The 24,979-nt window shown below is 41.2% G+C and carries 42 protein-coding genes; 5 read left to right on the top strand and 37 right to left on the bottom strand.

The genetic code is table 11. The features are described 5' to 3' along the window. Positions 1 to 31: 31 nt before the first annotated feature. From F9K23_15175 to F9K23_15020, 32 genes are all read right to left on the bottom strand, one after another. Positions 32 to 586 carry a 50S ribosomal protein L17 gene (locus F9K23_15175; GenBank protein KAB2914052.1) on the bottom strand — a complete coding sequence of 185 codons (555 nt, stop codon included), beginning with the start codon at positions 584 to 586 and terminating at the stop codon, positions 32 to 34. Positions 587 to 663: 77 nt separating this feature from the next. Beyond that, positions 664 to 1,656, bottom strand: coding sequence for a DNA-directed RNA polymerase subunit alpha (locus tag F9K23_15170; protein ID KAB2914051.1), 993 nt, complete (start codon positions 1,654 to 1,656; stop codon positions 664 to 666). A 23-nt stretch (positions 1,657 to 1,679) separates the two neighbouring features. Next, positions 1,680 to 2,288 carry a 30S ribosomal protein S4 gene (gene rpsD / locus F9K23_15165; GenBank protein ID KAB2914050.1) on the bottom strand — a complete coding sequence of 203 codons (609 nt, stop codon included), beginning with the start codon at positions 2,286 to 2,288 and terminating at the stop codon, positions 1,680 to 1,682. Between the two features lie 26 nt (positions 2,289 to 2,314). Then, positions 2,315 to 2,704 (bottom strand): 30S ribosomal protein S11, encoded by a 390-nt coding sequence (gene rpsK, locus F9K23_15160; GenBank protein KAB2914049.1) that lies wholly within the window; start codon positions 2,702 to 2,704, stop codon positions 2,315 to 2,317. Positions 2,705 to 2,732: 28 nt separating this feature from the next. After that, positions 2,733 to 3,110: a 30S ribosomal protein S13 gene (gene rpsM, locus F9K23_15155; protein KAB2914048.1), complete on the bottom strand. Its 378-nt coding sequence runs from the start codon at positions 3,108 to 3,110 to the stop codon at positions 2,733 to 2,735. Positions 3,111 to 3,116: 6 nt separating this feature from the next. Next, positions 3,117 to 3,233: a 50S ribosomal protein L36 gene (locus tag F9K23_15150; protein ID KAB2914047.1), complete on the bottom strand. Its 117-nt coding sequence runs from the start codon at positions 3,231 to 3,233 to the stop codon at positions 3,117 to 3,119. Between the two features lie 17 nt (positions 3,234 to 3,250). After that, the gene (gene infA, locus F9K23_15145; protein KAB2914046.1) at positions 3,251 to 3,469 is read right to left on the bottom strand and encodes a translation initiation factor IF-1; all 219 of its coding nucleotides are present in this window, start codon (positions 3,467 to 3,469) and stop codon (positions 3,251 to 3,253) included. A 67-nt stretch (positions 3,470 to 3,536) separates the two neighbouring features. Further along, complete coding sequence (gene secY / locus F9K23_15140) at positions 3,537 to 4,874, bottom strand: preprotein translocase subunit SecY (protein KAB2914045.1); 1,338 nt, start codon at positions 4,872 to 4,874, stop codon at positions 3,537 to 3,539. Positions 4,875 to 4,907: 33 nt separating this feature from the next. Next, positions 4,908 to 5,381 (bottom strand): 50S ribosomal protein L15, encoded by a 474-nt coding sequence (locus tag F9K23_15135; protein KAB2914044.1) that lies wholly within the window; start codon positions 5,379 to 5,381, stop codon positions 4,908 to 4,910. A gap of 4 nt (positions 5,382 to 5,385) precedes the next feature. Further along, the gene (gene rpmD / locus F9K23_15130; GenBank protein ID KAB2914043.1) at positions 5,386 to 5,565 is read right to left on the bottom strand and encodes a 50S ribosomal protein L30; all 180 of its coding nucleotides are present in this window, start codon (positions 5,563 to 5,565) and stop codon (positions 5,386 to 5,388) included. 18 nt (positions 5,566 to 5,583) lie between these two features. Then, positions 5,584 to 6,102, bottom strand: coding sequence for a 30S ribosomal protein S5 (locus tag F9K23_15125; GenBank protein ID KAB2914042.1), 519 nt, complete (start codon positions 6,100 to 6,102; stop codon positions 5,584 to 5,586). 12 nt (positions 6,103 to 6,114) lie between these two features. Further along, positions 6,115 to 6,471 carry a 50S ribosomal protein L18 gene (locus F9K23_15120; GenBank protein KAB2914041.1) on the bottom strand — a complete coding sequence of 119 codons (357 nt, stop codon included), beginning with the start codon at positions 6,469 to 6,471 and terminating at the stop codon, positions 6,115 to 6,117. Between the two features lie 28 nt (positions 6,472 to 6,499). Continuing rightward, complete coding sequence (locus F9K23_15115) at positions 6,500 to 7,057, bottom strand: 50S ribosomal protein L6 (protein KAB2914040.1); 558 nt, start codon at positions 7,055 to 7,057, stop codon at positions 6,500 to 6,502. Between the two features lie 21 nt (positions 7,058 to 7,078). Next, positions 7,079 to 7,474 carry a 30S ribosomal protein S8 gene (gene rpsH / locus F9K23_15110; GenBank protein KAB2914039.1) on the bottom strand — a complete coding sequence of 132 codons (396 nt, stop codon included), beginning with the start codon at positions 7,472 to 7,474 and terminating at the stop codon, positions 7,079 to 7,081. A gap of 50 nt (positions 7,475 to 7,524) precedes the next feature. Next, complete coding sequence (rpsN, locus tag F9K23_15105) at positions 7,525 to 7,794, bottom strand: 30S ribosomal protein S14 (GenBank protein ID KAB2914038.1); 270 nt, start codon at positions 7,792 to 7,794, stop codon at positions 7,525 to 7,527. 9 nt (positions 7,795 to 7,803) lie between these two features. Next, positions 7,804 to 8,355 (bottom strand): 50S ribosomal protein L5, encoded by a 552-nt coding sequence (gene rplE / locus F9K23_15100; protein ID KAB2914037.1) that lies wholly within the window; start codon positions 8,353 to 8,355, stop codon positions 7,804 to 7,806. A gap of 14 nt (positions 8,356 to 8,369) precedes the next feature. Next, a complete protein-coding gene (locus tag F9K23_15095; protein ID KAB2914036.1) occupies positions 8,370 to 8,717 on the bottom strand; it encodes a 50S ribosomal protein L24 in 348 nt (115 codons plus the stop codon). A 1-nt stretch (position 8,718) separates the two neighbouring features. Further along, positions 8,719 to 9,087: a 50S ribosomal protein L14 gene (gene rplN / locus F9K23_15090; GenBank protein KAB2914035.1), complete on the bottom strand. Its 369-nt coding sequence runs from the start codon at positions 9,085 to 9,087 to the stop codon at positions 8,719 to 8,721. 9 nt (positions 9,088 to 9,096) lie between these two features. Further along, the gene (gene rpsQ, locus F9K23_15085) at positions 9,097 to 9,366 is read right to left on the bottom strand and encodes a 30S ribosomal protein S17 (protein ID KAB2914108.1); all 270 of its coding nucleotides are present in this window, start codon (positions 9,364 to 9,366) and stop codon (positions 9,097 to 9,099) included. A gap of 15 nt (positions 9,367 to 9,381) precedes the next feature. Next, positions 9,382 to 9,585: a 50S ribosomal protein L29 gene (locus F9K23_15080; GenBank protein KAB2914034.1), complete on the bottom strand. Its 204-nt coding sequence runs from the start codon at positions 9,583 to 9,585 to the stop codon at positions 9,382 to 9,384. Between the two features lie 2 nt (positions 9,586 to 9,587). Next, positions 9,588 to 10,010, bottom strand: coding sequence for a 50S ribosomal protein L16 (rplP, locus tag F9K23_15075; GenBank protein ID KAB2914033.1), 423 nt, complete (start codon positions 10,008 to 10,010; stop codon positions 9,588 to 9,590). A 30-nt stretch (positions 10,011 to 10,040) separates the two neighbouring features. Continuing rightward, complete coding sequence (gene rpsC, locus F9K23_15070; GenBank protein ID KAB2914032.1) at positions 10,041 to 10,877, bottom strand: 30S ribosomal protein S3; 837 nt, start codon at positions 10,875 to 10,877, stop codon at positions 10,041 to 10,043. 1 nt (position 10,878) lies between these two features. After that, positions 10,879 to 11,229: a 50S ribosomal protein L22 gene (locus tag F9K23_15065; protein KAB2914031.1), complete on the bottom strand. Its 351-nt coding sequence runs from the start codon at positions 11,227 to 11,229 to the stop codon at positions 10,879 to 10,881. Positions 11,230 to 11,248: 19 nt separating this feature from the next. Next, entirely contained in the window at positions 11,249 to 11,509 is a 261-nt protein-coding gene (rpsS, locus tag F9K23_15060; protein KAB2914030.1) for a 30S ribosomal protein S19, read from the bottom strand. Positions 11,510 to 11,520: 11 nt separating this feature from the next. Then, positions 11,521 to 12,348, bottom strand: coding sequence for a 50S ribosomal protein L2 (gene rplB / locus F9K23_15055; protein ID KAB2914029.1), 828 nt, complete (start codon positions 12,346 to 12,348; stop codon positions 11,521 to 11,523). Between the two features lie 5 nt (positions 12,349 to 12,353). Next, positions 12,354 to 12,647, bottom strand: coding sequence for a 50S ribosomal protein L23 (locus tag F9K23_15050; GenBank protein KAB2914028.1), 294 nt, complete (start codon positions 12,645 to 12,647; stop codon positions 12,354 to 12,356). A gap of 14 nt (positions 12,648 to 12,661) precedes the next feature. Then, a complete protein-coding gene (gene rplD, locus F9K23_15045; protein ID KAB2914027.1) occupies positions 12,662 to 13,294 on the bottom strand; it encodes a 50S ribosomal protein L4 in 633 nt (210 codons plus the stop codon). A 1-nt stretch (position 13,295) separates the two neighbouring features. After that, positions 13,296 to 13,925, bottom strand: a complete 630-nt coding sequence (locus tag F9K23_15040; GenBank protein ID KAB2914026.1) for a 50S ribosomal protein L3 — start codon at positions 13,923 to 13,925, stop codon at positions 13,296 to 13,298. 7 nt (positions 13,926 to 13,932) lie between these two features. Then, positions 13,933 to 14,241, bottom strand: coding sequence for a 30S ribosomal protein S10 (gene rpsJ / locus F9K23_15035; protein ID KAB2914025.1), 309 nt, complete (start codon positions 14,239 to 14,241; stop codon positions 13,933 to 13,935). 16 nt (positions 14,242 to 14,257) lie between these two features. Beyond that, positions 14,258 to 16,366: an elongation factor G gene (gene fusA, locus F9K23_15030; protein ID KAB2914024.1), complete on the bottom strand. Its 2,109-nt coding sequence runs from the start codon at positions 16,364 to 16,366 to the stop codon at positions 14,258 to 14,260. A 44-nt stretch (positions 16,367 to 16,410) separates the two neighbouring features. Further along, positions 16,411 to 16,878: a 30S ribosomal protein S7 gene (rpsG, locus tag F9K23_15025; GenBank protein ID KAB2914023.1), complete on the bottom strand. Its 468-nt coding sequence runs from the start codon at positions 16,876 to 16,878 to the stop codon at positions 16,411 to 16,413. 15 nt (positions 16,879 to 16,893) lie between these two features. Further along, entirely contained in the window at positions 16,894 to 17,304 is a 411-nt protein-coding gene (locus F9K23_15020) for a 30S ribosomal protein S12 (protein ID KAB2914022.1), read from the bottom strand. A 238-nt stretch (positions 17,305 to 17,542) separates the two neighbouring features. Between F9K23_15020 and F9K23_15015 the strand changes: the two genes are divergently transcribed. Continuing rightward, the gene (locus F9K23_15015; protein ID KAB2914021.1) at positions 17,543 to 18,445 is read left to right on the top strand and encodes an EamA family transporter; all 903 of its coding nucleotides are present in this window, start codon (positions 17,543 to 17,545) and stop codon (positions 18,443 to 18,445) included. Positions 18,446 to 18,480: 35 nt separating this feature from the next. On the opposite strand, the gene F9K23_15010 is transcribed toward F9K23_15015, so the two are convergent. Further along, complete coding sequence (locus F9K23_15010) at positions 18,481 to 19,104, bottom strand: hypothetical protein (protein KAB2914020.1); 624 nt, start codon at positions 19,102 to 19,104, stop codon at positions 18,481 to 18,483. Positions 19,105 to 19,222: 118 nt separating this feature from the next. After that, positions 19,223 to 19,891 (bottom strand): tRNA (5-methylaminomethyl-2-thiouridine)(34)-methyltransferase MnmD, encoded by a 669-nt coding sequence (gene mnmD, locus F9K23_15005; protein KAB2914019.1) that lies wholly within the window; start codon positions 19,889 to 19,891, stop codon positions 19,223 to 19,225. Positions 19,892 to 19,994: 103 nt separating this feature from the next. Between mnmD and F9K23_15000 the strand changes: the two genes are divergently transcribed. The 4 genes from F9K23_15000 (at position 19,995) to F9K23_14985 (ending at position 22,611) form a co-directional block, all read left to right on the top strand. Beyond that, the gene (locus F9K23_15000) at positions 19,995 to 20,654 is read left to right on the top strand and encodes an NAD(P)H-binding protein (protein ID KAB2914018.1); all 660 of its coding nucleotides are present in this window, start codon (positions 19,995 to 19,997) and stop codon (positions 20,652 to 20,654) included. Beyond that, positions 20,651 to 21,628, top strand: a complete 978-nt coding sequence (locus tag F9K23_14995; protein ID KAB2914017.1) for a YafY family transcriptional regulator — start codon at positions 20,651 to 20,653, stop codon at positions 21,626 to 21,628. The genes F9K23_15000 and F9K23_14995 overlap by 4 nt, the downstream gene beginning before the upstream one ends. Positions 21,629 to 21,760: 132 nt before the next feature. Beyond that, the gene (locus F9K23_14990) at positions 21,761 to 22,216 is read left to right on the top strand and encodes a GyrI-like domain-containing protein (protein KAB2914016.1); all 456 of its coding nucleotides are present in this window, start codon (positions 21,761 to 21,763) and stop codon (positions 22,214 to 22,216) included. A gap of 20 nt (positions 22,217 to 22,236) precedes the next feature. Continuing rightward, positions 22,237 to 22,611 (top strand): glyoxalase, encoded by a 375-nt coding sequence (locus F9K23_14985; protein ID KAB2914015.1) that lies wholly within the window; start codon positions 22,237 to 22,239, stop codon positions 22,609 to 22,611. Between the two features lie 49 nt (positions 22,612 to 22,660). On the opposite strand, the gene F9K23_14980 is transcribed toward F9K23_14985, so the two are convergent. The 3 genes from F9K23_14980 to F9K23_14970 form a co-directional block, all read right to left on the bottom strand. Next, positions 22,661 to 23,728, bottom strand: coding sequence for a T9SS type A sorting domain-containing protein (locus tag F9K23_14980; protein ID KAB2914014.1), 1,068 nt, complete (start codon positions 23,726 to 23,728; stop codon positions 22,661 to 22,663). Positions 23,729 to 23,928: 200 nt separating this feature from the next. Beyond that, a complete protein-coding gene (locus F9K23_14975) occupies positions 23,929 to 24,330 on the bottom strand; it encodes a hypothetical protein (GenBank protein KAB2914013.1) in 402 nt (133 codons plus the stop codon). A 12-nt stretch (positions 24,331 to 24,342) separates the two neighbouring features. Further along, positions 24,343 to 24,723, bottom strand: a complete 381-nt coding sequence (locus F9K23_14970; GenBank protein KAB2914012.1) for a hypothetical protein — start codon at positions 24,721 to 24,723, stop codon at positions 24,343 to 24,345. Between the last annotated feature and the right edge of the window lie 256 nt (positions 24,724 to 24,979).

Genomic DNA, 24,979 nt, shown 5'->3' with positions numbered 1-24,979 from the left:
CGGGGTTTTTATATGTATAAGTAATGTATACTTACTCTTTGGTTTCTCCTTCAGTGCTGGTTTCAGCAGTGTTATCAACAGCAGGAGTTTCTTCTTTAACCTCTTCTACTACAGGCTTAGTTTCAGCCTTAACAGCAGTTTCAGTTTTAGCAGTAGCACCAGTGCCTCTACGGCTACGGCGAGTTTTACCTTTGCCTGCTTTATCAGCTTTAGCTGCCAACATGTATTCGTTGTAGTCAACTAGTTCGATAATTGCAGTTTCAGCGTTATCACCCAAACGGTTACCGGTTTTCAAAATGCGGGTATAACCACCGGGCCTGTCGCCAATTTTACCGGCAACTTCGCCAAAAAGTTCTTTCACAGCATACTTGTCGTGCAAGTATCCAAACACTACGCGGCGTGAGTGTGTTGTATTGTCTTTTGCTTTTGTAATCAAAGGCTCAACAACCTTGCGAAGTTCTTTTGCCTTGGCTAAGGTTGTACTGATGCGCTTGTGCAATATCAGTGAGCTGGCCATGTTATTCAACATTGCCTTACGGTGCTCTTTGGTACGACCCAAGTGATTATCTTTTTTTCCGTGTCTCATTTCTTTATTTGTTATTGGGTTATTTAAGTTAGTCAGTTATTGTGATAACCTCATAACTGATAACCGGTAACTAAATTTTAATCTTCGTTCAGTTTATATTTTGCAACGTCCATCCCAAAAGTAAGGTTCTTTTCCCTTACCAGTTCTTCCAATTCAGTAAGTGATTTTTTACCAAAGTTGCGGAATTTCAACAAATCAGCAATATCGTAGCTTACTAAATCACCTAGAGTTTTAATCTCAGCAGCTTTCAAGCAGTTGTATGCACGTACTGAAAGGTCAAGATCAGCCAATGGGGTTTTAAGCAACTTGCGCATATGCAACAAGTTTTCATCCACTTCAACAGGGGCAGCTTTAATTTGGCTGTCAATAGTGATATTCTCATCAGAGAACAACATAAAGTGTTGTATCAATATCTTGGCCGATTCTTTCAAAGCTTCTTCAGGGCGTACACTACCATCTGTCTGAATCTCAATCATCAGTTTTTCGTAGTCAGTACGTTGCTCTACCCTAAAATCATCAACGTGGTATTTCACGTTTTTGATTGGAGTGTATATCGAGTCGATAGGAATTAAACCTATAACGTGCTCTTTGGGTTTGTTTTCTTCGGCAGGAACGTATCCACGACCTTTGTTCACCGTAAGTTCAACCTCAAGGTTCACAAAAGGCTCCATGTTGCAAATCACCAAATCAGGGTTCAAAATTTCAAAAGCATTTGTGTAACGGCTAATATCACCGGCTACAAATTGCTCTTTGCCTTTAAGTGAAACAAAAATCTTTTCGTTGTCACCGGCATCTGAAACTTTTTTAAACCTCACCTGCTTCAGGTTAAGCACAATTTCAGTAACATCTTCAACTACACCTTTGATGCTTGAAAACTCGTGGTCAACACTGGGGATTTTCACAGTGGTGATAGCATACCCTTCAAGCGAAGAAAGAAGAATTCTGCGAAGGGCGTTTCCTATCGTAACCCCGTAACCTTTTTCAAGGGGGCGGAATTCAAACTGACCGTAAAAGTCAGTTTCTTTGTGCATTATAACTTTATCAGGTTTTTGAAAAGCAAGTATTGCCATGGGGCTTAAAAGGGGTTTAGTGATTACTTAGAGTACAACTCCACTATTAGTTGCTCTTTAATATTTTCAGGGATTTGATCACGCTCAGGGAAAGCCATAAACTTACCTGTCATGCTATTGTTATCCCACTCCAACCAATTGTATTTGCGGCTGCGTCCTGATGAAAGAGCATCTGTAATAGATTCTAGAGATTTTGATTTCTCGCGAACGCTGATTACATCACCGGGCTTCAATTGGTATGAAGGTATGTTAACGATATGACCGTTAACTGTAATGTGTTTATGACCAACCAACTGGCGTGCACCGCTGCGGCTGGCAGCTAAGCCTAGACGGAAAACAGTGTTATCCAGCCTTGCTTCCAAAAATTTCAACAGGTTTTCACCGGTGATACCGTCTTTAACGTTTGCTCTGTGGAATATACCACGGAATTGACGTTCAAGGATACCATAGGTATATTTAGCCTTTTGTTTCTCAATAAGCTGGATAGCGTATTCAGATTTTTTAGGCTTACGGCGTGATTGTCCGTGTTGTCCCGGTGGGTAGTTGCGTTTATCAAGAACCTTGTCTGGGCCAAAGATGGCTTCGCCAAATTTCCTTGCTATTTTGCTTTTAGGTCCAATATATCTTGCCATTGTCTCTTATTCTACGGGTTAAAAAATTATATCCTGCGGCGTTTTGGAGGGCGACATCCGTTGTGAGGGATTGGAGTAATATCTTTGATAGAGATTACTTCGATACCTACAGTTTGAAGGGTACGGATAGCCGACTCGCGACCTGAACCGGGACCTTTAACAAACACATCAACTTTACGCATACCTAAATCATAAGCTACTTTACCGCAATCTTGTGCAGCAGTTTGTGCAGCGTATGGGGTGTTCTTTTTAGAACCTTTGAAACCCATTTTGCCGGCTGAAGCCCATGATACTACCTGACCGGTTTGGTTGGTAAGTGATATGATAATATTGTTAAAGGTAGCTTGTATGTGAGCCTGTCCGTGAGACTCAACTTGCACTACCCTTTTCTTTGCCGTTTTTTTATTAGTTGCCATTAGTTACTTTCTTTCAACTATTTATTTATTACTTGGTAGCCTTTTTCTTACCGGCTACAGTCTTACGCTTACCTTTACGGGTACGTGAGTTAGTACGTGTACGTTGACCACGCAACGGAAGTCCTTTCCTGTGCCTCAAACCGCGGTAGCAAGCTATATCCATCAAACGTTTGATGTTAAGTTGCACTTCTGAGCGAAGCTCGCCCTCCACTTTAATATTGTCTGTAATAAAAGTACGGATGTGGTTCAAGTCTTCGTCGTTCCAATCTGATACTTTTTTCCCCAAATCAATATTACCGGCCTCTAAAATACGGCGGGCATTGGTGCGGCCTATACCATATACATAGGTTAAACCTATTTCACCGCGTTTGTTTTTTGGTAAATCTATACCTGCTATCCTTGCCATAAATAATTATCCTTGTCTTTGTTTGTATTTGGGGTTCTTTTTGTTAATTACAAACAGCTTACCCTTGCGACGTACAATCTTGCAATCGCTGCTGCGTTTTTTTATTGAGGGTCTTACTTTCATTTTAGTAAAGTTACTTCTTATTTATAACGGTAACATATCCTGCCCCTCGATAAATCGTAGGGCGACATTTCCACCTGCACTTTGTCACCGGGTAATATTTTTATATAGTGCATCCTCATTTTGCCTGAAATAGTGGCAATAATCTCGTGTCCGTTCTCTAATTGCACCCTGAACATAGCGTTCGAAAGTGCTTCGGTTATTACACCGTCTTGTTTTATTGAAGGTTGTTTTGCCAACTTAAAGCGTTTTTAAAATGGGCTGCAAAAATATATTTTTTACTTTATATTAACAAATATTAAATAATTACATTGTTGGAGTTTGTGGAACCGAACGGCCTTTAATGCCTGATTTAACAAATCCGTCGTAGTGACGCATCAACAAATGGCTCTCTATTTGTTGCAAGGTATCCAAAACAACACCTACCATAATTAGTAGTGATGTACCTCCAAAGAAGTCTGCAAACTGGTTGTTTACACCCAAAATGATGGCTATTGAAGGGAATATGGCTACCAAGGCTAAGAATAATGAACCGGGTAGTGTGATGCGAGACATTACGTTATCAATGTATTCTGATGTGTTTTTGCCGGGCTTGATACCGGGTATGAAACCGTTGTTCTTTTTCAAATCATCAGCAATCTGTGTGGGGTTAACCGTGATAGCTGTGTAGAAGTAAGTGAACACGATAATCAATAAGGCAAAAGTTAAGTTATAAGCCAACGAGGTATTGTCTGAGAATACACGTAGGAAATATCCAACATCAGAATCCGATAGGAATTGTGCTACTGTAATAGGGATGAACATAAGAGCTTGTGCGAAGATGATAGGCATTACACCGGTAGCATTTACCTTCATTGGAAGGTATTGACGCATACCGCCGAATTGCCTGTTACCTTGTACACGTTTAGCGTAGTTTACAGGTATTTTACGTGTGCCTTGTACCAACATGATAACAATTGCTATCACAGATATCAGCGCAAACATCTCTACCAAGAAAATCACCAAACCGCCGCCTTTACCATCAAACTTGAAGCCTATTTCTGAGAACAAAGAACCGGGGAAGCGTGATATAATACCTACCATGATGATAAGTGAAATACCATTACCCAAACCTTTATCAGTAATACGCTCACCAAGCCACATTACAAACATGGTACCGGCTATCATTATAACCACTGAAGTGATACTAAACCAAACACCGGGATTGTAGATAGCTGTACCAACTTCGCTTTGCAGGTTTGTTAGGTAAGCTATTGATTGCAAGGCTGTAACAATAATGGTTAGATAACGAGTTATCTGATTCATTTTATTACGTCCATCTTCGCCCTCTTTTTGCATACGTTGGAAGTATGGTACTGCCACAGTTAATAACTGCACTATAATAGATGCAGATATATATGGCATAATACCCAATGCAAATATTGATGCACGTGAAAACGCGCCACCTGCGAACATGTTCAATAGGCCAAAAAGACCGCCTGCCCCTTGTTCAGCAAGGTTTCCCAACTCATTAGGGTCGATACCGGGTAGGGTGATAAATGAACCTATACGGTATATAAGCAACAGACCAAGGGTGTTTATGATACGAATCCTCAGGTCGTCTATGCTCCAGATTTGTTTTAGCTTGGTTATAATTTTTTTCATCGATTATGCAGTATGCTCGGTTCCTCCAGCAGATTAAATATCCTTTTTCTCGGCATTAGGTTTAACCTCATGCGCGGTTCCTCCGGCAGATTCGATAGCCTTTTTAGCAGTATCAGAAAAAGCATGTGCTTTTACCTCAAGAGCAGCTTTCAATTCGCCACGTCCCAAAACTTTCACCAAATCAGTTTTTTGAACCAAACGGTGCTTTTTAAGCGTGTCAAAATCAATAGACTTAAGGTTGTGCTTATCAGCAATTTCTTGAAGTTGGCTTAGGTTAAACACCTTGTACTCAACCCTGAATGGGTTTTTGAAGCCAAACTTAGGCATACGACGTTGCAAAGGCATCTGACCACCTTCGAAACCTTTTTTACGGCTGTTACCGCTACGAGACTGGGCACCTTTGTGACCACGTGTTGATGTGCCACCACGGCCTGAGCCAGTACCACGACCAATACGCTTTTCTCTTTTTATAGAACCTTCAGCAGGTTTTAGTGTATGTAATCTCATTGTTTTAAACTGTTTCTACTTTTACCAAATGTTTCACTTTCTCAACCATACCTAATATGGCTGGGGTATCATCGTGCTCAACGGTCTGGTTCATCTTACGCAAACCTAATGCCTGCATAGTCTTTTTCTGCCTTTCTGACCTATCGATGATTGATTTTACTTGTGTGATTTTAATTTTTGACATGATTTTTCCTCCTGATGATTAACCGTTAAACACACGTTTCAAACCAAGTCCCCTGTGTTGCGCCACGGTAAAAGGGTCGCGCATTTTCACAAGTGCGTCAATAGTTGCCTTCACAACGTTGTGGGGGTTTGATGAACGTTTTGATTTTGCCAAAACGTCAGTAATACCGGCACTTTCCAAAACAGCACGCATCGCACCACCGGCTATTACACCAGTACCATGTGAAGCAGGTTTCAAAAATACTAGGCCGCCACCAAACTTACCATATTGCTCGTGAGGCACAGTACCATTAATAATAGGCACTTTAATAAGGTTTTTCTTAGCGTCTTCAACACCTTTGCTGATAGCATCGGTTACCTCGCCAGCTTTACCAAGGCCAAATCCAACTATGCCTTGTCCGTCGCCCACAACCACAATGGCTGAGAAGCTAAAGGTGCGGCCACCTTTGGTAACTTTCGCTACACGGTTTATAGCTACAACCTTTTCTTTAAGTTCAAGGTCGCTTTGACGTACTTTTTTTACTGTTGCTTTTACCATCTTCGTAATTTATTAAAATTCAAGCCCCCCTTCCCTAGCACCATCAGCCAAGCTCTTCACGCGGCCGTGATACAGGTATCCGTTCCTGTCAAATACTACTTTAGTTATTCCGGCTTGTTTAGCTTTATCAGCCAACTCTTTGCCTACCATAAAGGCTTTTTCAACCTTTGTTATTTTTGCGTTGTTTACCGCATCAATACGAGATGAAGCTGCAACAATCGTGTTACCTTCAACATCGTTTATCAACTGTGCATATATCTGGCTGTTGCTACGGAATACTGAAAGCCTTGGGCGTTCAGCGGTTCCCTCAACCCTGCTGCGTATGCTTGTTTTTATTTTTAAGCGGCGCGCTTGTTTATTAGTTGCCATTTTTTTACTCTCTTTTTGCTGTTAATGGTTATTTTTTACCTGCCGACTTACCAGCTTTACGCCTCAAAACTTCACCTTCAAACTTGATACCTTTACCTTTGTATGGTTCTGGTTTACGCAAGCTGCGGATTTTGGCAGCAATATGCCCGATAAGTTGCTTATCGGCAGATTTTAAAGTAACTGTTGGGTTTTTACCTTTTACAGTTTCTGTGGCTATTTTCACCTCATCGGGTATTTGCAAGTAAATCTCGTGCGAATATCCAAGTGATAGTGAAAGTATTTGGCCTTCGTTAGAGGCTTTGTAACCCACACCCACTAGTTCTTGTTTTGTTTCGTAGCCTTTGCTCACACCAATCACCATGTTATTAATCAAAGAACGGTACAAACCGTGCATTGCTTTGTGGCGTTTTTGTTCGGTGGGGCGGGTAAGAACTACCTGACCATCTTCTACACTAACAGTTATATCTGGGTCAACTTTTTGGGTTAGAGTACCCATAGGACCTTTTACAGAAATTTCGTTTTTGTCGCTAACTTTAACTTCAACACCTTGTGGAAGTTTGACGGGTGATTTTCCTATACGTGACATTTCTCTTTTTCTCCTTTAAAATTAGTACACATAACAAATTACCTCGCCGCCCACATTGTTAAGGCGTGCTTCTTTATCGGTCATTACACCTTTAGAAGTTGAAATTATAGCTATACCCAAGCCATTGATAACCCTTGGCAAAGCATCTGATTTTGCATACTGCCTTAAACCGGGTTTGCTAATCCTGCGCAAAGAGCGGATAGCCGGAGCTTTAGATACTGGGTTGTATTTTAGGGCGATTTTGATAACGCCTGGAATTTGGCCATCTTCAAACTTGTAGTTTAAGATGTAACCTTTTTCGTAAAGTACCCTTGTAATCTCTTTTTTTAGTTTTGAAGAGGGTATCTCTACAATGCGATGGTTTGCTTTTATCGCATTCCTCAACCTGGTGAGGTAATCTGAAATTGGATCAGTCATTTTATTCTATCTCTTAAAATATGTTAAACATAAAACCGATATCCTGAGTATTACCAACTTGCTTTGGTAACACCCGGAATCATGCCCTTAAGGGCCATTTCGCGGAATTGGTTACGGCAAATGCCGAACATCCTTACATAACCACGGGGCTTGCCAGTGATATTGCAACGGTTGCGCAAACGAACCGGAGCAGAGTTACGGGGTAATTTTTGAAGACCTTCGTAATCTCCGGCTTCTTTAAGTGCTTTACGCTTATCGGCGTAAGTAGCTACCAAACGTTCGCGTTTGCGTTGTCTTGCTTTTATTGATTCTTTAGCCATTGTATTTTATTACTCAGCGTTTTTAAATGGAAAACCGAATTGTTTCAACAGTTCAAGGCATTCAACATCAGTTTTTGCATTTGTTACAAAAGTAATGTCCATACCATTAATACGGTTGGTTTTGTCAATATTTATCTCAGGGAAGATAATTTGTTCGGTGATACCCAAAGTATAGTTACCACGACCGTCGAAGCCTTTAACAGCTAGACCGCCGAAATCACGTACACGAGGTAATGCAGTAGAAATCAACCTATCCAAAAATTCGTACATCTGCTCACGGCGTAGGGTTACCCTTGCACCAATAGGCATATTCTCACGAAGTTTGAAGTTAGAAATCGCTTTCTTTGATTTTGTAGGAACGGCTTTTTGGCCGGCTATCAAAGTCATTTCAGCAACGGCTGAATCAACCAGCTTTTTATCAGCAACGGCAGCACCCACACCCTGATTAATACAAATCTTAAGCAGTTTGGGAACTTCCATTACGTTTTTGTACCCAAACTTCTCAGTTAGGGCAGGCCTTACTTTGCTATCGTAATGCTCTTTTAAACGTGGGTTATACATATCGTTCGCTCTTATTAATTATTGTCTTTAATTTCTTCGCCTGATTTTTTAGAAAACCTTACCAGTTTTCCGTCTTCACCGGCGCGTCTGCCAACACGGGTAGCATTTCCTTTCTCATCAACAATCATTAAATTGCTGATGTGGATCGGAGCTTCCTCCTTCAAAATAGTACCGGGTTGGTTAGCAGCCCTTGATTTTTGGTGTTTAGTAACAATGTTAACACCTTCTACTACGGCACGTTGGGTAGCAGGCAATACGCGAATAACGCGGCCTTTTTTACCTTTTTCATCACCGGCAAGTACTTTTACAGTATCGCCTTTTTTTACGTGCAGCTTTTGCTGTTTGTTTGATTTACGTTCCATATTATAATACCTCCGGTGCTAACGATACTATTTTCATAAATTGTTTGTCCCTTAGCTCACGAGCAACGGGTCCAAATATACGTGTAGCGCGTGGCTCATCCTGCGAGTTTAGCAACACACATGAGTTATCATCAAACCTGATGTATGAACCATCTGGCCTGCGAACTTCTTTGCGTGTACGAACAACAACTGCGCGAGAAACGGCACCTTTTTTAACACCGCCAGAGGGCATTGCGTCTTTAACCGAAACTACGATTTTATCGCCAACACTGGCATAACGTTTCTTAGTTCCGCCCAATACCCTGATGCACAGCACTTCTTTCGCTCCGCTGTTATCAGCCACTTTAAGTCTTGATTCCTGCTGTATCATTTTAATTAATTACTTAGCTTTTTCTACAATTTCAACCAAACGCCAGCGTTTGGTTTTGCTCAACGGCCTGGTTTCCATCAGGCGAACGATGTCATTAACTTGACATTCGTTTTTCTCATCATGGGCATAAAACTTAAAGGTTTTCTTCACAAACTTGTGGTATTTTTTGTGTTTCATCCTACGCTCTACGGTAACCACGATAGATTTATCCATCTTGCTGCTGGCTACTTTACCCACAATCTCTTTGCGCATATTGCGCTCTATGGTATTGTTTTCCATGTTCTGTTCCATAAATTATTGTGCCTGCTGCTCCTTATTCCTTTTGCTAAGCTCTGTAAGATAGCGGGCAATAAGTTTGCGAGAAGCTTTTAATTTCATAGGGTTTTCTACGGGCGATACCGCATGGCTAAATTGCATCTTTTGCAACAATGCCCTCTCTTCCCTAAGTTTTTCAACCAAGTCAACGGTTGAAAGCTGCCTTATCTCTGTATTTTTCATAATTATTCAGCGGTATAATCGTGTTTAACCACAAATTTAGTAGCCACAGGCAGTTTCTGTCCGGCAAGACGCATAGCTTCTTGAGCTACATCTACTGGTACACCTTCGGCTTCAAATATAATGGTACCCGGTTTAACAATTGCTACCCAATATTCTGGAGCACCCTTACCTTTACCCATACGAACCTCAGCAGGTTTCTTAGTTACGGGTTTATCGGGGAATATGCGTATCCAAACTTTACCTTCACGTTTCATAAAACGTGTAAGGGCAATACGGGCAGCCTCAATTTGGCGTGCAGTTATCCAAGAAGGCTCCATTGTTTTAAGGGCAAATGTGCCAAAAGCAATGGTATGTCCGCGTTGGGCTATACCTTTTACCCTGCCTTTTTGTTGTTTTCTGAATTTTGTACGTTTTGGCTGTAACATTTCTTTAGTCTTTTAAAATCCTTTTGCTAACTATCGCCTTCCGCCTCCACGGTTGTTTCCACCACCACGGTTGTTTCCACCTTGGCCACCGCCACGGCGATCACCACCGCCACGGTTATCGCGGCGATCTCCACCACGGTTGTCACGACGGTCGCCTCCGCGATTATCGCGACGGTCGCCACCACGATCACCTTTAGGTGCACGATCTTGGTTGCTAACAAAGTTGGGAGAAAGGTCACGTTTACCGTAAACTTCGCCACGGCAAATCCATACTTTGATACCAATTTTACCGTATACGGTAAGTGCCTCGCTTAAAGCATAATCAATATCAGAGCGAAGTGTGTGCAAAGGAGTACGACCTTCTTTGTAAACTTCTGTACGTGCCATCTCAGCTCCGTTCAAACGACCTGATATCATAATTTTGATACCGGCACCGCCCATACGCATAGTTGATGCGATAGCAGTTTTAATTGCACGTTTGTATGAAACACGGGCTTCAATTTGTCCGGCAATATTTTCACCTACCAAAGCAGCATCCAGTTCTGGACGTTTGATTTCAAGAATGTTGATTTGAACATCCTTTTTGGTAAGTTTCTTGATTTCTTCTTTAATCTTATCAACCTCGCTGCCACCTTTACCGATAACGATACCGGGCCTTGAAGTGTGAATAGTAATGATGATTCTCTTAAGAGTGCGCTCGATAACTATCTTAGCTATACCACCTTTTGTAATACGGGCATTTAGGTAGCGGCGGATTTTATCATCCTCAAATAGTTTATCAGCGGCTGTTTTTCCACCATACCAGTTAGAATCCCAACCTTTGATTATACCTAACCTAAAACCTATCGGATTTACTTTCTGTCCCATATTAGTTCTTATCTTCTTTAGAGTCAACAATTAATGTTACGTGATTAGATCTCTTTCTAATCCTGTATGCCCTTCCTTGAGGAGCTGGGCTTATGCGTTTCATCATCGGACCACCGTCAACAAAAACGGTTTTGATGAAAAGGCTGCTATCTACAACGCGGTCGTTTTTCTTTTCCCAGTTGTTTATTGCAGATAAAAGCAACTTTTCTAGCCTGATGGCATATTGGCGCCTTTGGTTGAATTTCAAGGTGTTTAGCGCCTTCTCAACCTGCATCCCCCTGATTTGGTTGGCAAGCAACCTCATTTTACGGGGTGATACTGGGCAATTATTCAATTTTGCTACTGCTTCCATTGGTTTCTCTTGCTATTTATTACTTAACAGGGTGAGTCTTAAATGTACGGGTGGGTGCAAATTCACCCAACTTGTGGCCTACCATGTTTTCGGTAACATATACGGGGATAAACTTATTGCCATTATGAACGGCAAAAGTGTGGCCTACGAAATCAGGTGTAATCATGCTGCGGCGAGACCATGTTTTGATTACTGATTTCTTTTTGCCTTCTGTCATTTGAAACACTTTGCGCTCCAATTTCCAGTCTACAAAAGGTCCTTTTTTAAGTGAACGTGCCATAGTATATTACCTTATTTCTTTCTTCTTTCTAAAATGTATTTACTTGACGCCTTTTTGGGATGACGTGTCTTATAACCCTTAGCTAACAAGCCTTTGCGTGAACGTGGATGACCACCTGAAGCCCTACCTTCACCACCACCCATTGGGTGATCAACAGGGTTCATAGATACGCCTCGGTTACGAGGACGACGGCCTAACCAACGTTTGCGACCAGCTTTACCTAATACCACTTGGTTGTGGTCGGGGTTTGATACTGAACCAATGGTTGCCATACAAGCTACCAATATCATGCGGGTTTCGCCTGAAGGTAATTTGATAGTAGCATATTTACCATCACGTGCCAATAGTTGGGCTGATGAGCCTGCGCTGCGGCATATTTTAGCTCCTTGGCCTGGGCGCAACTCAATGTTGTGAATTGTGCTACCAAGAGGAATTTCTTCGATATATAGGGTGTTACCGGTATCAGGTGATACGCCACGGCCAGCATTTACTTTTTGGCCTACAACAATACCTTTAGGGGCAATGATGTAACGTTTTTCGCCATCGGCATATTGAACTAGAGAGATAAAACAAGTACGGTTTGGATCATACTCAACCGTCATTACTTCAGCAGCAATGTTTTGTTTATCGCGTTTAAAATCAATTATCCTATACTTTTGTTTGTGACCGCCACCCATATAGCGCATGGTCATCTTACCTTGATTGTTACGACCGCCCGATGATTTTTTGGGAGCAATCAGGCTTTTCTCAGGATTGTTTCCTGTAGTAAGCTCGCTGAAAGCGTTAGCTACCCTAAAACGGGTACCGGGGGTTACGGGGCTTAATCTCTTTACTGCCATCTTACTTATACGTTTTCAAAGAAGTCGATATGTTGACCCTCTTTAAGTGTAACAAATGCTTTTTTAAAGGCAGGAGTGCGCCCGGCAAAAACACCTTTTTTGGTGTATTTGGCTTTTGCTTTGCCTGCATATATCATAGTGTTTACGGCTTCAACCTCAACACTGTACAATTTTTCAATTTCAGCTTTGATTTGGTCTTTAGTAGCTTGTTTTTCAACTACAAAACCATATTTCTTAAGCTTATCGGTAGCAACCTGGCTTTTTTCTGTAATCAGGGGCTTTTTTAATATACTGCTCATGTTCTTTCCTCCAATTATTTACTGCTAAGTATATTTTCCAAAACTTTTACTGAGTTTTCAGCCAGCACAAGGCTTTGGTTGTCCAATATGCTGTATGTGTTCAAATCAGAAGCTAATACCACTTTTGAGTTGGGTATGTTACGGCTTGAAAGAACTACATTATTGTTTACCTCAGGTAGAACAAAAACAGCTTTTTTATCGGCTAGCTTAAGATTTGCAAGAATGTTTACAAAGTCTTTAGTCTTTGGGTTTTGTAGGTTGAAATCTTCAACTACTACAATCTCATTCAACTTAGCTTTGTGAGCTAATGCTGACTTACGAGCCAATTGTTTAACTTTTTTGTTTAGTTTGAAACCGTAGTCGCGAGGTTTAGGACCGAAAATACGTCCACCACCACGAAACAATGGAGATTTCATACTACCCGCACGGGCTCCGCCTGTACCTTTTTGCCTTTTAAGCTTTTTGGTAGTGCGGTTAATTTCCCAACGCTCTTTGGTTTTGTGTGTTCCTTGGCGTTGGTTAGCCAAAAACTGCTTCACGTCTAAGTATATAGCGTGATCGTTTGGCTCTATACCGAAAATAGCGTCGCTTAGTACAACTTTTCTTCCGGTATCTGCACCTTGTATGTTTAATACACTAAGTTCCATTTTATCTCTCTACTATTACGTATGAACCTTTGGCACCGGGCACTGTACCCTTAAGTACCAATAGGTTATGTTCTTTAATTACTTTCACTACCACAAGGTTAATGCTCAATACCCTGCTGCCACCTGTGCGGCCTGCCATGCGCATACCCTTGAATACTTTTGAAGGGAACGATGATGCACCCAATGAACCGGGAGCACGCAACCTGTTGTGCTGACCGTGAGTAGCCATACCAACCCCGCTAAATCCGTGGCGTTTAACAACACCTTGGAAACCTTTACCTTTAGAGGTACCGATTACGTCAACAAATTCACCTTCGTGAAAAATATCAACAGTAAGTACTTCACCGGGTTTCATATCATGCTCAAGGTCTTTGTCAATACCTTTAAATTCAGCAAGTTTTGCTTTTGGCGTAGTACCTGCTTTTTTAAAGTGGCCTTGCATAGCCTTGGTAGTGTGCTTTTCGTTTTTCTCGCCATAAGCCATTTGTACTGCGTTGTAACCGTCGGTTTCTTTGCTTTTCACCTGAGTTACTACGCAAGGGCCAGCCTCAATTACTGTACAGGCTACATTCTTACCATCTTCGGTAAAAATGCTGGTCATTCCTACTTTTTTTCCTATTAGTCCTAACATTGTGCTATCAAACTTTAATTTCCACATCTACACCGCTGGGAAGTTCTAACTTCATCAGGGCATCTACAGTTTTTGCGGTTGAGCTGTAAATATCAAGCAATCTTTTGTAAGAGCATACTTGAAATTGTTCGCGCGCTTTTTTGTTTACGTGGGGAGAGCGTAGCACAGTAAATATTTTCTTTTCGGTAGGAAGGGGTATTGGCCCGCTAACTACAGCGCCTGTGCTCTTAACCGTCTTCACGATTTTTTCAGCCGACTTATCCACCAGGTTGTAGTCGTATGATTTTAACTTTATTCTTATCTTTTGGCTTACCATTGTTATACTAAGCTTATTAAGCGTTTACTGATTTTCCTTTAACTTTTGCCAATACTTCCTCAGTTACGTTACGAGGAGCTTCTTCGTAATGAGAGAACTCCATAGTTGAGGTAGCACGACCTGAAGTGATGGTACGCAAAGTTGTTACATAACCAAACATTTCTGAAAGGGGAACTTTAGCTTTGATAACCTGTGCACCGGCACGAGTATCAACACCTTCCATTTGTCCGCGGCGTTTGTTCAAATCACCCATTACATCACCCATGTACTCTTCAGGAGTAATTACCTCCAATTTCATAATAGGTTCTAGTAGTACTGGCCTTGCTTTTGCACACGCGTCTTTGTAACCCATTTTAGCTGCCAATTCAAATGACAACGAATCCGAGTCAACTGCGTGGAATGAACCGTCAAACAAGCGAACTTTAAGGCTATCTACAGGGTAACCTGCTAATACACCATTTGACATTGCTGCAGCAAAACCTTTTTGTACTGCGGGTATAAATTCTTTGGGGATAGAACCACCAACGATTTCGTTTACAAATTGCAAACCACCTTTGTGATCAGCATCAGCAGGCATCACTTCGAACATGATATCAGCGAATTTACCACGACCACCTGATTGTTTTTTGTAAACCTCGCGGTGAGTATAGTTACCGGTGATAGCTTCTTTGTATGCTACCTGAGGAGCACCTTGGTTACACTCTACTTTGAATTCACGTTTCAAGCGGTCAAGGATAATTTCCAAGTGCAATTCACCCATACCTGATACGATGGTTTGACCTGTATCTTGATCGGTTTGTGCACGGAAAGTAGGATCTTCTTCAGTTAGTTTAGCCAAAGCTACACCTAGTTTATCAACGTCGGCCTGAGTTTTAGGCTCAATTGCCAACCCGATAACAGGCTCTGGGAAATCCATTGCTTCCAATACAATTTTGCGGCTTTCGTCGCAAAGAGTATCACCTGTTTTGATATCTTTAAAACCAACAGCAGCACCAATATCACCAGCACCCAATTTATCGATTGGATTTTGTTTGTTGGCGTGCATTTGGAATATACGTGAGATACGCTCTTTGTTACCTGAACGAGTATTGTAAACGTATGACCCGGCAGTCAAAACACCAGAGTACACACGAATGAAGCACAAACGGCCTACATAAGGGTCAGTGGCAATTTTGAACGCTAGAGCAGAAAATGGTTCGCTTTCGCTAGGCTTAAACGAAATTTCAGCACCGGTATCAGGGTCAGTACCTTTAACGTTGTCCCTATCAAGTGGGCTAGGCATCAATTCCATAACAAGGTCAAGCATTGTTTGCACACCTTTGTTTTTGAATGATGAACCGCACACCATAGGAACGATTTTCATATCTAGAGTAGCTTTGCGAAGAGCATCCAAAATTTCACGCTCGGTGATTGATGTAGGATCATCAAAGAATTTCTCCATCAAACGGTCGTCGTATTCAGATACGGCTTCCAATAATTTTTCGCGCCATTCAGTAGCTTCATCTACCATATCAGCAGGGATAGGAACTACTTCATAGGTCATACCTTTGTCGTGTTCGTTCCACACCATACCACGGAAGTTGATCAAATCAACAACACCTGTAAACTCATCTTCAGCACCGATGGGTAATTGCAAAGGAATTGCATTGCTACCCAACATATCACGAACTTGTTTAACAACAGCTAAAAAGTCAGCACCGGCACGATCCATTTTGTTAACGAAACCGATACGGGCAACGTTATAGTTGTTAGCCAAACGCCAGTTAGTTTCAGATTGAGGCTCAACACCATCAACTGCGCTAAACAAAAACACCAAACCATCCAATACCCTAAGTGAGCGGTTTACCTCAACGGTAAAATCCACGTGACCGGGAGTATCGATAATGTTAATTTGGTATTTGTTGTCAAGGTAGTTCCAAAATACAGTAGTAGCAGCCGAAGTAATGGTGATACCTCTTTCTTGTTCTTGTACCATCCAGTCCATAGTGGCTGCGCCATCGTGTACTTCACCAATCTTGTGGTTTACACCGGCATAATACAAAATACGTTCTGTAGTAGTTGTTTTACCGGCATCAATGTGAGCAGCGATACCGATGTTCCTAACGTATTTTAAGTCGCGTGACATAAATTTTTATTGTTGTATTTTAATTTTTTTTGTTACTAAATATCTTACACCCTGAAATGTGAGAAAGCTTTGTTTGCTTCAGCCATACGGTGTGTGTCGTCCCTTTTCTTCACTGAAGCACCTTCACCTTTTGAAGCGGCAATAATTTCAGCAGCTAGTTTTTCGGGATATGATTTCTCGTTGCGTTTGCGTGAGTACTCAATCATCCACTTCATGCCTTGCACTATTTTCCTTTCTGCGGGCACTTCAATAGGAATTTGGAATGTAGCACCACCCACCCTGCGGGCTTTAACTTCTACTGATGGCATTACGTTGTTTAGGGCTTTCTTCCATACGTCGATACCCCTCTCTTGAATTTTGCCTTCAACGATTTCTAAAGCTTTATAAAACAATGCAAAGGCAAGTTGTTTTTTGCCATCATACATCATGTTGTTTATAAAGCGGGTCACCAATATATCGTTATACTGGGGGTCTGGCGCCAATATTCTTTTCTTCGCTTTGGTTTTTCTCATTGCCTTAAAGTGCTATTATTTTTTGCCTTTACCTTTAGCTGCGGGAGCTTGTCCGGGTTTTGGTTTCTTAGTTCCGTATTTACTACGACGTTGGTTACGGCCTTCAACACCGGCTGTATCCAATGCGCCACGCACGATGTGGTAACGTACACCGGGAAGATCTTTTACCCTACCGCCACGTACCAATACTATCGAGTGCTCTTGCAAATTGTGTCCTTCGCCGGGTATGTACGCGTTCACCTCTTTACCGTGTGATAACCTTACACGGGCAACTTTACGCATTGCCGAGTTTGGTTTTTTAGGAGTTGTGGTATAAACACGGGTACAAACACCCCTGCGTTGGGGGCAAGAATCTAGGGCAGGAGATTTACTCTTAAACTCTATGGTTTTTCTGCCTTTTCTTACCAGCTGCTGTATAGTTGGCATATTTTATCTACAATTATTCTATTTTAAAAGGACGGCAAAGGTATGCCTTATTTTGCCCAAATACAACACACTACATAAAATTTTTAAATTTTCTTTACGCATATTTAACTGTTTAGCTAAATAGAACTTGCTGTGCATTGTAAAAAAGCTAACAAAGGTAGTGCAAACAGGTATTATAATTGGTGTGTTTTTTTGAGGGACGGTAAATTAAATTTACTTTTGAGCCTTTAATAAACTAATGGCAGTTAATGATAGTGCAAAAGCATGGGGTGCTTTTGCATGCGTAGCCTTCTTTTGGGGCACAACTTACTTGGCTATAGGGGTGGGCATAAAGAGCTTCCCCCCAATGTTGTTTGCCAGTTTAAGGCATTTGATAGCCGGAACATTAATCCTCACCTATTTCTTTATCCGTAAATACCCGCTACCTCCTAAAGACCAGTTTAAGCACATTATTATAATGTCGTTGCTTATGTTGGGTATTGGAAACGGATTATTGGTTTGGGCACAGCAATTTGTGAGCAGCGGACTCACTGCTATTATCAGCGCAACTTTTCCGTTTGCGGTTTTCTTTTTTAGCTGGGCTTTGGGACAAAGCAAACCGAATGCTAAGGTAATTACAGGTATACTGTTGGGCTTTGTAGGGCAGCTATTTATATTTTATGAAAAGCTTGATTTGCTGAAAAGCGAGGATTTTAGATGGAGCCTGCTGGCTATGTTTATTGCAATAGTGTGCTGGGGTTATGGAGCGGTTTACCGTAAAACAGCTACCATTACGCTCCACTCTTTACAGTTTTCAGGTTGGCAAATGGTTACTGCCGGATTGTTTTTGCTGCCGTTTGCCTTTTTTTCGGGTGAATTTTCAAAACTAAACGTTGTTAGCAGTGATGCACTTTGGGCACTTGCCTACCTTATTATATTTGGCTCAATAGTGGCATACGGCTGCTTTATGTATGTGCTGAATAAACTACCTGCAACAACAGTTTCAATGTACTCACACATCAATACCATTGTAGCTGTATTTTTAGGGTGGTACTTTCTTAATGAACAACTGACTTTTAAGATAGCCATATCTACCGTATTAACCCTTGCAGGGGTTTACTTAGTAAACAACGGTATCAATACAACAAAAAAGCCGCAATAAGCGGCTTTTTATTATAGGTTAAATCTTGTTTCGTATTAATGCGCCGGTTGGGTAGCAGCACTACTATCGTGGTTATGCGCAGTATCATTAGCAGCAGGTTCTGCCGGTGCTTGTGGTGCAGGAGGATTAGCTTTAATATAATCGTTAAGTGTTTGCAACGACTTCTCGTAGTTTCCGCCTACCATTTTATCACCCCACAAACCAAACATATATTTAATAAGTATATTATTTCCCAAATCTGATTCAATACCCATGGTAACTTTTATGCCGCCGTCTTGTGGCTCAAGTTTATGATAGATTTTTGCGGGATTCATTCCTTCAAACTCCATGGTACCATCCACAACACTCATCGGTTCTGATTTGGTGATAGTAACCTTACCCTTGCCAATCTGTTCGTTTTGGCTTACCCATGAGTATGATGCCCCTACACCTGAAAGTGCTTCGCTGTATGTTACCTGCCAGTTAGGATCTGTTTTGTTCCAAGCATTCCAATTATTCCAGTTCTTAAGATTATTTATTTGCTCAAAAATTTGCTCCTGGGGTGCATTAATTACTAATGAACGCTCAGTGCTGAATTTTGAAGGCATAAACAAGCCAACTATTACTAGTAAGGCTGCTAAAACAATAAGGATTATAAATACTGCTTTTAGAACTTTCATGCTTGCGTGTGTGTTTAGTTTTTCGGTAGTTAATATTCTACCGTCGAATATATATATTTAATCTAAATGCAAAAAAACTTTTTACCCCACTTATACCAAAGGATGTATAGTTTTTTGGTTACTTGTGTGCCCGGGTAATTTGTTTTTTACCTGCCGGTCCGGGTAATGCTTCTACTTGTAACCCCAGCGCTTTAAGGGTTCTTTTAAACTGTCCCTTTGCGCAATAGGTAACCAGCACCCCTCCCCTATCCATTGCTGCCACAAGGCTTTCAAGAATTTCTGTTTGCCAAACCTCAGCCTGTTTTGAGGGCGCAAAAGCATCAAAATAAACAAGGTTATAATGTCCCTTGTGATGATATTGAGTGATATCCCCCTCAACTTTTATCACATCAAAACCTGTTGCTAAATTAAACCAACTGCCCCAAGCCGATTGGTGCATTTCGGCATAAGCTTTTGATATTTCCGGTTCGTCGGTTATTCCGTCGTATTTCAACTGCACAGCAATCTCAATAGGCACCGGGTACTTTTCGATAGTGGTATAATTAACAAGCACATTTTTATTGTGTGTCCATTGTTTATAAGTAAGTGCCGCATTTAACCCAGTACCAAAACCCATCTCAAAAATATTCACAGCTTTTTCTCCCCGTTGTAACAAATAGGAAAAACCAGCATCAATGTACACGTGCATCGACTCGGCCAATGCACCGTTACGAGAATGATAGGTTTCGTTCAAATCAGGATGATACAAACTTGACGAACCATCGGCGGTAGTTATTATTTCAAGCATTATATACACTTACAAAAATACTGCACTGCTTTTATTTTATAAATGGTATCCGTTCGTCAAAAGTTTTCAGTAAGGTGTATAATACCTTTTATATTTGTTAGTAATGAAAACCGCCCTTGTTTTTGGCGCTACCGGACAAACCGGTGCCCTGCTCACGGATTACTTGCTGGCACATCCTGACTACGGGACTGTTAAGATAATTGTGCGGGCAAGTACAGGAAAGGAACACCCAAAGTTAAAAGAGTTGGTAAACCCTTTGCGTGACCCTGAGCTGATACAAAATGAAATACGCGGCGATGTGTTGTTTTGTTGCTTGGGCACTACCATTAGAAAGGCAGGTTCGCAAGAAGCTTTTAAACGAGTGGATTATGAATTACCCGTTTCACTGGCCAAAATTGCAAAGCGTAATGCCATCCCGTGCATGGTAACCATATCCTCTGTTGGAGCTATCGCAAACAGCAGTAACTTTTATATACGCACCAAAGGGCAAATGGAAGAAGACATTGCGGCTTTAGGCATTGATAAAACTGTTTTTGTGAGACCATCATTATTGTTGGGCAAAAGGGAAGAAACAAGGTTTGGCGAGTTGATAGGCAAATGGATAATGACACTATTTAACCCGCTGTTTGTAGGAAAACTAAAACGGTATAAGGCAATACCCTCGGCCACGGTTGCAAAAGCTATGATACAACTTGCAGGGGATGATGAAAAAGGGCTTAGATTTGTGGAGAACGATGAGTTGTTTGTTATTGGTAAACTATGAACCGCATTGACCGACTTGTAGCCACATTGATACATCTGCAAAGTAAGCGGATAGTGAAAGCCGAAGAGATTGCCAATCGCTTTGAGATAAGTGTGCGCACAGTGTACCGTGATATAAGAGCCTTAGAAGAGGCAGGCGTGCCTATTGGAGCTGAACCGGGTGTTGGATATTTTATCGCAGAAGGCTATCATCTGCCGCCTGTTATTTTTAGCAAACAAGAAGCTGCGGCTTTGCTTACGGGCGAAAAACTGCTTGAGAAATTATCTGACAGTTCGATATCACAGCCCTACAGTGCTGCAATGAAGAAAATACGTGCTGTGCTTCGCGGCAACGAGAAGGAATATCTTGAAAAACTGGATTCATCTATTGTAGTATACAAACAATTAAAACATCCCGAGGGTTTTCCCAATCATTTTGTAGCCGACATACAGGATGCACTTGCCCACCAGCGGGTGCTTGAGGTGGAGTATTACTCGTTTCACAACAACAAAACCTCTATACGGAAAATTGAACCACACGGCTTGTGTTTTTACAGCGGCCACTGGCACTTAATTGGCTGGTGCAGGCTTCGGCACGATTTCCGTGATTTCCGTACCGACCGCATTAAAAGTATGCATACCACTGACGAGTTTTTTGAGAAAGAAGCTTTTGATGGCCTGCAACACCATTTTGAAAAATTCATGAAGCCCAAAAACATTGAGAAGATTGTGATACGGTTTACCAACAATATGCTTCGTTTTGTGGGTGAGCAGAAATACTATTTTGGCTTTGTGGATGAGAAACGCGGAGAAGACACCACTGATATGACGTTTATGTGTGAGGTATCCGCAGGCGTTGCCAGCTGGTTGCTTGGCTTCGGGAACGAAGTTACCCCGTTGTATCCTGATTCATTAAAAGAACTCACCAAGAAAATGGCAGCAGAGGTGTATGCCCATTATCACTCAGAAATTAACGAACCCGTTTTAGCCGGTTAATTTATTTAAGAAGTGTAATTTAATAGTATTGGTTTTCAACCCGATACAGATGTATTTTCATATTCATTCAACCCTGTTGACATAGGGTTGTCATACAGGCGTAGTTGGTTTGCATCTACAAACTATAACACTATGCAAACTAAAATAATCAACCCTATTAATCTGCTTTATTACAGCACTGAAACTAAGGTAACAGACCTTGCCCAATACGTTGGGGTAATTGCCGATCGTTTGTACGCTGATGCGCTTAAAAACAATATGCGCATTGTAGGTCCTCCCTATTGGCTCTATGATGGATTTACTGGCGATGAAGCTCAATTATTCTCACTTGAAATTGCAATACCTGTTGAAGCATTCCCAGAGAATTACACGGGCGAATTTGCCACTAAAAGCACTGAAGAATTTAAGTGCGTATGGGCGATACACGAAGGCGAGTGGACAAAAATCCCCGAAACATACGGTAAACTGTTTGGCTATATGGGTCAGAATGGTTTAACGCCTACCTACAAAAACCGAGAGATTTATATCCACTCTGATTTGGATGCCCCTGAAAGTATGATTACCCTGATACAAGTAGGAATTGAATAATCCCAAAAAAAAAGAAAACTATGATACTGAACACCGGAATTATTACAGAAAAAATGCAAGAAAGCATTGCTTTTTATAGCACTGCATTTGGTTGCAAAGTTCGTTTTGAAAACGAGTTTTATGCTGTGCTTGAAACCCCTGCAAAAAATGCTGAAATCAGCTTTTTGTTACCCAATCATCCTACACAAAACCCTATCTTTCATAAACCCTTTACAGGACAGGGTATTTATCTGATTGTGGAAGTAGAAAATGTGGATGCTGAGTATGAACGCATAAAGGCTTTAAACATTCCTATAACGTTAGACATTCGCAATGAGGAGTGGGGTGAGCGTCACTTTACCCTTACCGACCCTAATGGGGTAAATGTTGATGTGGTTACCTACCCCCAACAATAAAAAAGGAGGGGTAGTCCCCTCCTTTTCATTTATAAAAGTCAAAGCTGTATTACCGGTTTATGGTAAACTTTTCCCAAACAATCTCATTGCCGCTATTGGCAAATACCATATAGCTTCCAACAGGTATGTTGGTTACATCCAGTTCTATTCCCGCAGCACTGCGGTTAAACTGAACATTGATTTCTTTTGCCTCCATGGTAAACAACTTCACATGGGTTGTTCCGTAATCAGGAAGTGTTATTATCAACTTGTCAGAAGCAGGGTTAGGATATACCCTTACTTTGTTTTCTTGTACTTCACTAACACTTACATTACCCCCACCGCCGCCGGTTTTTGATTGACTGCGATAACGAACAGATGTAGGTGTAAAATTGCCCATTAACTCCGTACCGCTTAATTCTAATACAGGTACCTTATCGGTTTTGGTAAGCCATTTATATTCTACACGGCTGGATGGAAACCCAAACGAAACCGGAAAGGGTTGTGTTACTGATATTGAATCGGTTTGTGTAAGTACTGATTTCACCCTGATACAATCCAGCGGATTGCCGTTTGGTAACGTTATTTTGCCCCAGCCGTCAACATAGTTTTTACGTGTTCCGCTCTGTGAGTATTTGCCCAAGCCGGGTATTTGAACCACCACTCTAAAATCTCCGCTGTCGGTTTTTCCATAAGTAAGCGGAAACCTATAGATATAATCCTCTTCAGTATAAAAACCTGCCAAGGGAATACTACTGAACTTGAAGCCTATTCCTTCAGCCGTAAAACCCGTGTTGGTTGCTTTGTAAAATGAATACACATCTTGAAACGAAAACTGACCGAAGCCCAAATCATCGGCAATTTTTTGCCCCATAGTGTTTAAAAAGTAAAACGAATAAGGGGTTTGTGCTGAACGATAATACCTAACCATTGTACTATCGTTTTTGGTAAGATTTGTAAAATTCCAAATAGTGTTAGCGCCTGTGTTGTTTACGTTTACACCTGCTCCAATCGGTTGAACAGTCATGTACTGAAAGCTATCTCCCGCAACAGGCATATCGCTTTTGGTGATGGTTATCTGAGCACTCAATGCACTTACACTAAATGCGGCTGTTAATAAGGTAAATAGTTTTTTCATAGTGTTTAAACAAAGTTAACCTGATTTGCTGATTTTCAACACTATTGACCGTTTCCTCAGGCAATTTGTTGCAGCAATGGCTGTTTTTATCGTTAACACACAAGCCCAAAGACACGGAACTTTTTGTGTCTTTGGGCTTGTGTAACGGTTGGCTTTATATCAATTAAAACATACTTTGGTTAGATGTAACGGGGTCTGTCTCATTCTTCGGGTTTGGGTTCAACCAATTTACCTTCAGCCCTCAACTGGTTTTCTTTTGATTTACGTTTGCCCCTAAAGAACAAGTACAAATTAGCAAACAACATCAAACCTAAGTATATTGAGAAACGTCCAACTTTCAAACTCAGTATTTCAAACAAACCTTGTGTGTTATACACTCCTGTTTCGGCTTTCAGCATCAGCAAAGCAAACCCGATATTGAGCAGGTAAAACCCGACCTGAAACAGTTTGTTGGTTGCAAAGGCAATCTCCTCCCGCCCTCTGAAAATGTCCAGCATAAACACCTTGCCGTTGCTAAACAATACACGGGCCACGTAATACGTAAGCATAATTGTTACGGGTAAATACACACTGTAGGCGATAACGATGAATGGAGTATCCATGATTGATAATTATTAAGTTGATGATTTATTAAGGTTCTCGTACAATTCTTTTAGTTTGGGTGCAAACCGCCAAAAGGCATACATATTAAAGTAGTGGATGATGCCTAGTACCATAATAATGACCCCCAAACGCAAAGCCAGTTCATTAACCAGTTGACCGGTAGTTTCAATCGCATTCCACCAAGTGATGGAAACCGTAGCATAGCCTAAGTTGAGGAGGTAATAGCCCGTGAGTAGGAATGTGTTATAAGCATGACCCAAGGCGGCATTACCCTCAAAAATGTCGGCTAAAAAGGCTTCACCGCTTCGATACAGCACCCCGCCCACATAAAACGTAATGTAAAATGTGATGGGCAGGTAAATCAGGTATCCGGTGAGGTTAAGTGAAATCATTTTATTTAACTTTCAAAAACATTTGAAAATTTATAACTTTAAAAAAGGGCCAATTGCCCTGTTCAAATCACACATCAAAGGTAAGTATATTTTTGTATTTTCAAAACTTATTGAAAATTAATTTTTAAAAATTCAATTGGCTTTTCTATAAAATGCCACAAAGACACTAAGGCGCTATTTACTTTGCGTCTTAGTGTCTTTGTGGCAAAATTGTTCTCTGATAGATTGCTCAGGCCTTTAAGATGGTCTGCTATAC

It is taken from the genome of Bacteroidota bacterium, assembly GCA_008933805.1.
Taxonomy (GTDB): Bacteria; Bacteroidota; Bacteroidia; order UBA8524; family UBA8524; genus SB11.
Note: the sequence above shows the minus strand (reverse complement) of the source record. Positions and strands in the feature narration are given on the sequence as shown.